This is a genomic window from Aliidiomarina sp., assembly GCF_047920995.1.
In the GTDB taxonomy this organism is placed as follows: Bacteria; Pseudomonadota; Gammaproteobacteria; order Enterobacterales; family Alteromonadaceae; genus Aliidiomarina.
In genome coordinates this window covers 1-5878 of the sequence record NZ_JBLRWZ010000057.1, presented here as the reverse complement: position 1 = coordinate 5878, position 5878 = coordinate 1, and the positions used below count along the sequence as shown (strand labels likewise).

The following is a 5878-nucleotide window of genomic DNA, read 5'->3' as shown; positions in this document are numbered from 1 at the left end:
CATTATTGAAAATAATTACGGCGGATATAAGGGTAGCTCCATCACTGTAACCATTAACGAAGATATTTAATATATTTTGTTATTAACTCTGTATTAGTGATGAAACGCTGATATATGGCTGCCACTCCGGTGGCGCCATTTTTTCATCTAACTATTGGTTATGTCGATACTACCCAAAAAAAACGTAAAGTGATCATTCTTAAAGCAACAAAATTAAGCGAGAACCCATGGCTTCAAACATAAAAAATAGTGCCTTAGCAGCCCTCGTTCCCGTTGTTTTAATAATGATGAGCTTTTCTGGCAAAGCAGCAGCGGAAACCGCAACTAATGATGTAGAGGTATATGCGGGTTTGGCGCCAATATTCGCATTAGAGTGCTCTAACGTTAACTTTGGTTCTTGGCGGGTGCCGCCGGGTGATCGGGCAACCCACAAAAAGATTAATATGCCAACGAATAGCTCCAACGTTACCGCAACGGTGGGTGATACAAGCACTGCAGATAACGATATATCTTTATCGAAAAGATATGCTGCCCGCAGCCTCGGTGAATGCATTGCTACTGGATCATTAGCTTATCGCGATGGCTTGGTAACAAGAGGTACAGTTACGCATTCCCCGATAGCGGGTTTCCTTTCAGGAACAAGTAACAACCCATTTGCAACTGGCCTTAATGCACCTACTGGTTTTAACCTGCAAGGCTTCAGATATGTTTTGCAGTTTTCAACCCTTACACCTTTAATTAGCAGTACTGGCCGCGCAACTTTTAGAATTGGCGGCACTTTAACGATTCCAGAGAAACTGATTTCTGATAACTATGGTGCTTACCAATCCGGTTTAATTACGATTACCTTTGATGATATTTACAATTTTAAAATAATTAAACGGAAGCCTTATGAGTGAAGTAAGAAAAGTACGAAGGGTGCGATTAAATCATTTACCTGTTTGTATTGGAATGTTGTGTGCGATGCTAACGTTTACCACTCAAGCACAACAATCGGGTGTTTCGGTAGCGCTCTCCGATAACCTTATCGTGCTTGAGCAGCGCAGCCGTTCTGGCACCATTGAATTGGTAAATTTGGCCTCCGATCCAACTGAATTTCGAGTGAGCGTTATAGGTGTTAACGATTCGGAAGTAGATGGCAGTACCTTAATTCGCTGGGCGCCCCAACGCGCGTTAGCGCCGGCGAATCGAACGGCGCCGTTTCGTGTTTCCGCTCGGCCGCCGGGCGATTTGCCACCGGGTGAATATTTAATTCGCGTGGGTGTTACGGCTGCGGTGCAGGCGCCACCGCCGTTACCGCGAGAAACCAATGAGAATGAAGAGCCTGAGCCTGGCATTGCGGTAGTAGTGCCGATTGTGCCTACCCTGCCGGTTACGGTGTATTACCGACATGGTATTGAAACGCCCATGGTAGATGCGCAACCCTTGGTAGAAACGCCCGATGATGAGAATTTTATTGGCTATTTCCCGGTAGTGAAGCAACAGCCACAATACAGTTTTGTAGGCACTGTGCAGGTGGTAGAGAAAACTACGAATACTCTGATTAACCGCGGCCGTTTACATTTGCGCCAAAGCACTGAGCGTTCGAATGTGCGCATGCCACGTGGTGAGCAGAACATGATTGAGAATGGCATTTATTGTTTGCAAATTTGGGACCATTGGCCAGGCCAAGGTACTCCTACTACTGAAGTGTGCAGTGAATAATGCGCAGTGAAGAATGTTAGTTTCTGGTGCGTTGTTAGTAGCATATGGGTGGCGCTAGTTGTAGGCGCACCAAGTGTGCATGCGCGCACAGAAACTGTGCAAGAGCAGGTGCCCACAACTTGGTACTCCACTATTGCCGCGTTAACCTTTAATGGCCGCTCTTCTGAAGATTATGTAGATATAGCGGTTGGTGATGATGGCCGGTTGTTGGTGCCGTTTGCGGAAATTGTGCAGATGGGCGAGGCCGAAGTGTATCGCCGCGGTGAATGGATTTGGGAGTTTCGGGTGCCAAGCCTTGGTGCGCTGTTGTGGGTAGATGCAGAAAACAAGCGCATTCGCACCAATGGTGTAGAGCAGCCGATTGCCGATGATACGGTAGATGTAGTGTTTGATACCTTGCTGATTGATAAGCAGATATTAGCAGAAACCTTCGGTTTAACCATTGATTATAATGAATTAGGTATGTTGATGAGCGTTACAACCACTCGGCCATGGCCACTTGATTTACGCATAGCGCGGGAAATGCGCTGGCGTAGGTTAGGGGTGCAAGCGCCGAATGGGCCACCGCCAGTGGTATATGAAATGCCTTATTTAGCAACCGGTGCACCACAAGTGAATGTGGGGGTTGGGTATAGTGATTCTAAAAGTGGCGCTAGTTCAGATAATTGGCGCGTACAAGGGGTTTCGGAAGCGCTGTATTTAACCAACCGTTTTTCGCTTAGCGGTGATTTTGCCGAAGGAATTAGCTCGGCTCGGCTAACCTCTGGCCGGCGCGATCCGCGTGGCAACGTATTTGGTATGAGTAGCTTATATGAAGTGAATATGGGTGATGTAAATGGCTTCAGTGTGCCGTTAGCGCGCGGCCCAGGCAGTGGTGTAGGTGTGGTATTGCGTGGCACGCCATTAACAGTGCCAGATAATTTTGATGAAACCACTGTAACGGGCGAAGCGCCGTTAGGTTGGGATGCAGAACTGTATGTTGCTGGCCAGTTATTTGATTTTCAACGCGTAGGCAATGATGGCCAGTATCGCTTTGTGGGCATACCGTTAGATTTTGGTACCAATGCCATTGCAGTAAAATTATACAGCCCAACCGGCGATATTGAAATAATTGATCATTCGCAGCGAGTTGGTAGCAGATTAGCTGTAGGTGAGGTGCATTGGCAGGCGCATGCAGCAAAACCACAGCGGCAATTGTTTGATTTTTCGGATGTACAGCGCGCGAAACCGGATGCCTATGTAGGTAGTTTTCGCGGCGAAGTGGGTGTTACGAAAAATTTATCGGCGGGAATAACCTATGCGCATGTGGCGGAAGTAGATGCTGAGCAGCGCACCCATACGGGTGATTTTTTCGGTGTTACCGTATCACCTATGTTGGGCGATAGAGCGGTAAATTTAACCTATAGCGTGCAAGATAATGGTAGGCATGCGTATTCAGTGCGCTCGTCTATGCCACTAGGGCCACTTTCGGTAGGCGTTGGTTATGAGTATTACGATCGCCGTTTTGGTGTTTTGCAAGGCGATACCATGAACCGGGTGCAGGAGCGTTATTCGCTGCGATCGGCGATTCCATTACAGTTTTTGGGCTTAAAAAATCAGCGCATTGCTGTATCACACGATGAAACACATTACACAACCGGTGGTAAACAGGTGCGGAATCAACTGGGTTACGGCCATCGGGTATTTGGTTTGCAATTCAGCCACACAGCGAATTTCATAGCGAATTATAGTGGTGGCGGCTCGGGCGCTTTGCGCATGGGTGATTACCGCCTACTTAGCAGTTATAGCCGTAATTTGCTCTCAGTGCGTGGGGAAGTGAATTATGGCTTACAGCCGCGCACGCAATTTCGTAACGCACGCGTTTCGGGTACCTATCGAATAAACGATTTACAAACGGCCACTGCCGGTATCAGCTTTAGCCGCGGCGGTAATACATCTTATTTTTTGTCTTATGCGCACTTGTTTGAAACCTTTAATGTGGGTGTAAGCGCTGGCTATGGCCAAGGAAACTGGAGTGTAGGGTTAAGTATTGCCACCAGTTTTGGCTATGTGCCGGGGTATGGAATGCGCTTGCAGCCTACGTTGAATTTAGAGCGAGGAATGGCGTTGGTAACTGCTACCGAGCGATTTGGTGATGAAGCGGCAACACCATTGCCGGGTTTACAAATGCTGGTAAACCAGCGCAACCACCAAAACGTTTCTGATGGCGATGGGTTTTTGGTAGTGGATGAGCTAGATACCTTGCACCCGGCGAGATTATCAGTAAATAAAAGCTCTTTGCCAGATCCATTTTTTGTGCCTTTGATCCCGAAAGTGGAAATTTGGCCACGGCCTGGGCAATCGATTCGCTTGCCGGTGGAATTGGTGGAATCAAGTTTAGTAAGTGGTACGGCGTATATTGATTTCGGTGAGGGCCGCCGCGCGCCATTGCGGCGCATGTTTGTTGAGCTTCTCGATAGCGTTGGGCGTGTACACGCTGAAACCCTTACGATGGATGATGGTTTTTATGAATTTGATAGTGCTTATCCTGGTGATTGGTTTGTGCGCATGCAGCCAGAGCAGCCGCAATTGCGCGAACCAATGCATACCGATGCAGTAGCCTTTGCAATTCCGCCAGGTGCGTATGAAGTAGGTGATATAGATTTGCGCTTCGCAGTAGCGCCAATAGAAGAGCTTACGGTAATTGAACCGCGCGAAGAGCCGCCAACACTTACCGTGTTGTTTGCCTTCGATAGCGCCGAGGTAATTGCCGAGTATCAAGCGCAGTTGGCGTTAATTGCCGATTATTTGGCGCGTTACGATGGTGTGTTGGCGATTGTGCAGGGGCATACCGATTTAAGTGGCGCAGATGAATACAATATTGATTTATCGCGGCGCAGGGCAGAGGCGGTGCGCGATATATTAGTTCGCGGTTATGGAGTGAGTAGTAGCCGCGTTGAAATTGAATATTTCGGTAAGGCGGCGCCATTGAGCGAAGCGCGTTCCGAGCATACAGATGCATTAAACCGCCGTGTTGTAGTAAGTGTAGAAAGTATTTATAGCTTTGAAGCTGCGCAGCGGCAACAAGCTTTACTTAACAGTGAGCAACTTCAGCGCCCCGGCAGTGCTGAACAAGATGAAAAACAATAATGTTTGGGTGCGGTATGCACGTTTTTGCAAGAATGCTGGCAATGCTTGTTTTGCTTCTTTTGCTAATAGTGCTGTGTGGCCAAGCGCTAGGTGCACAAACCACCGCATCCACCGTTAGCATTCAGCATGCGCTGTGCCCTGGGGTAAGTAGCACGGTGGTGCATCCTCTGCAGCTGGGTTCGTTGCGGTTGCGCAGCGGCGATAATGGTTGGATTTATTTAGATGGTAGTGGCGAGCTATATTCCTCGGCGAATGTGAGTAAAAATCCCGCATTTCCGCCATCGAATGGCGTGATACGGATACGTGGCCCTCAGCAGCAACGGGTGCACATTGATTTAGCATTATTGCCGTGGCGTATGCAAAATGAACCGCAACAGGCGGCGGCGATGGCAGAGATATTTACCGTGCGTTCATTGCAGGTATTTGGCCGTGGTAACACGGTGGTGGAGCACGTTATGAACAATGAGTATGTGGTGGTATTGCCGGTAGCCGAGGATGCGGAATATTCAGAAGTAGAGTTACTGCTGGGGCTGGAAGCCCATGTGAGCATGAAGAATGGCCCACAGCAAATTACCACTTCGGTGCAGTTGCGTTGTTTGGGGATTGAGCATCGATAAAACGCTGTATTACATGGGTGGCGCCGTAGGCAACTATTCGATAAATGAACTATTATATGATTAACATTTCCTGCGCATTGTGCGGCAGAGAGGTAACAGAATGAAAACAGCAACGCGATTAACAACTGGATTTCAGCCATCACTGGCCAGCATTATGCTGGCAACGATCGTTGCTGCTGCGGCAGTTTTAACGAGTGCCGCTGCCGAAGAGGCAACCGCCGATATTTCTGTGTATGCTGGTTTAGAGCCTGTAATGCAGCTTGAGTGCAGTGATATGAACTTTGGGGTGTACCAGATAGCGCGTGGAGATCGGGGTATTGGTAGTAGCGGCAACACTACGGTGCAAATGTCCATTGGCAACAATCGCGATACCAACGCTGAAGAGGCAAGGATCTCATTCATTAATCCTGGGCAAGACCAGATCGCCC

Annotated in this window: 5 protein-coding genes; all 5 read left to right on the top strand. The window is 48.4% G+C overall.

The features are described 5' to 3' along the window. Positions 1-227 precede the first annotated feature (227 nt). On the top strand, positions 228-899 hold the full coding sequence (locus ACNA7P_RS10810) for a hypothetical protein (protein WP_416258640.1): 672 nt from the start codon (positions 228-230) through the stop codon (positions 897-899). A gap of 64 nt (positions 900-963) precedes the next feature. Beyond that, positions 964-1704, top strand: a complete 741-nt coding sequence (locus ACNA7P_RS10805) for a hypothetical protein (RefSeq protein WP_416258639.1) — start codon at positions 964-966, stop codon at positions 1702-1704. Positions 1705-1752: 48 nt separating this feature from the next. Continuing rightward, positions 1753-4833, top strand: coding sequence for an OmpA family protein (locus tag ACNA7P_RS10800; RefSeq protein WP_416258638.1), 3081 nt, complete (start codon positions 1753-1755; stop codon positions 4831-4833). A gap of 41 nt (positions 4834-4874) precedes the next feature. Continuing rightward, positions 4875-5450, top strand: a complete 576-nt coding sequence (locus tag ACNA7P_RS10795; RefSeq protein ID WP_416258637.1) for a hypothetical protein — start codon at positions 4875-4877, stop codon at positions 5448-5450. Positions 5451-5550: 100 nt separating this feature from the next. Then, a partial coding sequence (locus ACNA7P_RS10790) for a hypothetical protein (protein ID WP_416258636.1) occupies positions 5551-5878 on the top strand: 328 nt, incomplete at its 3' end.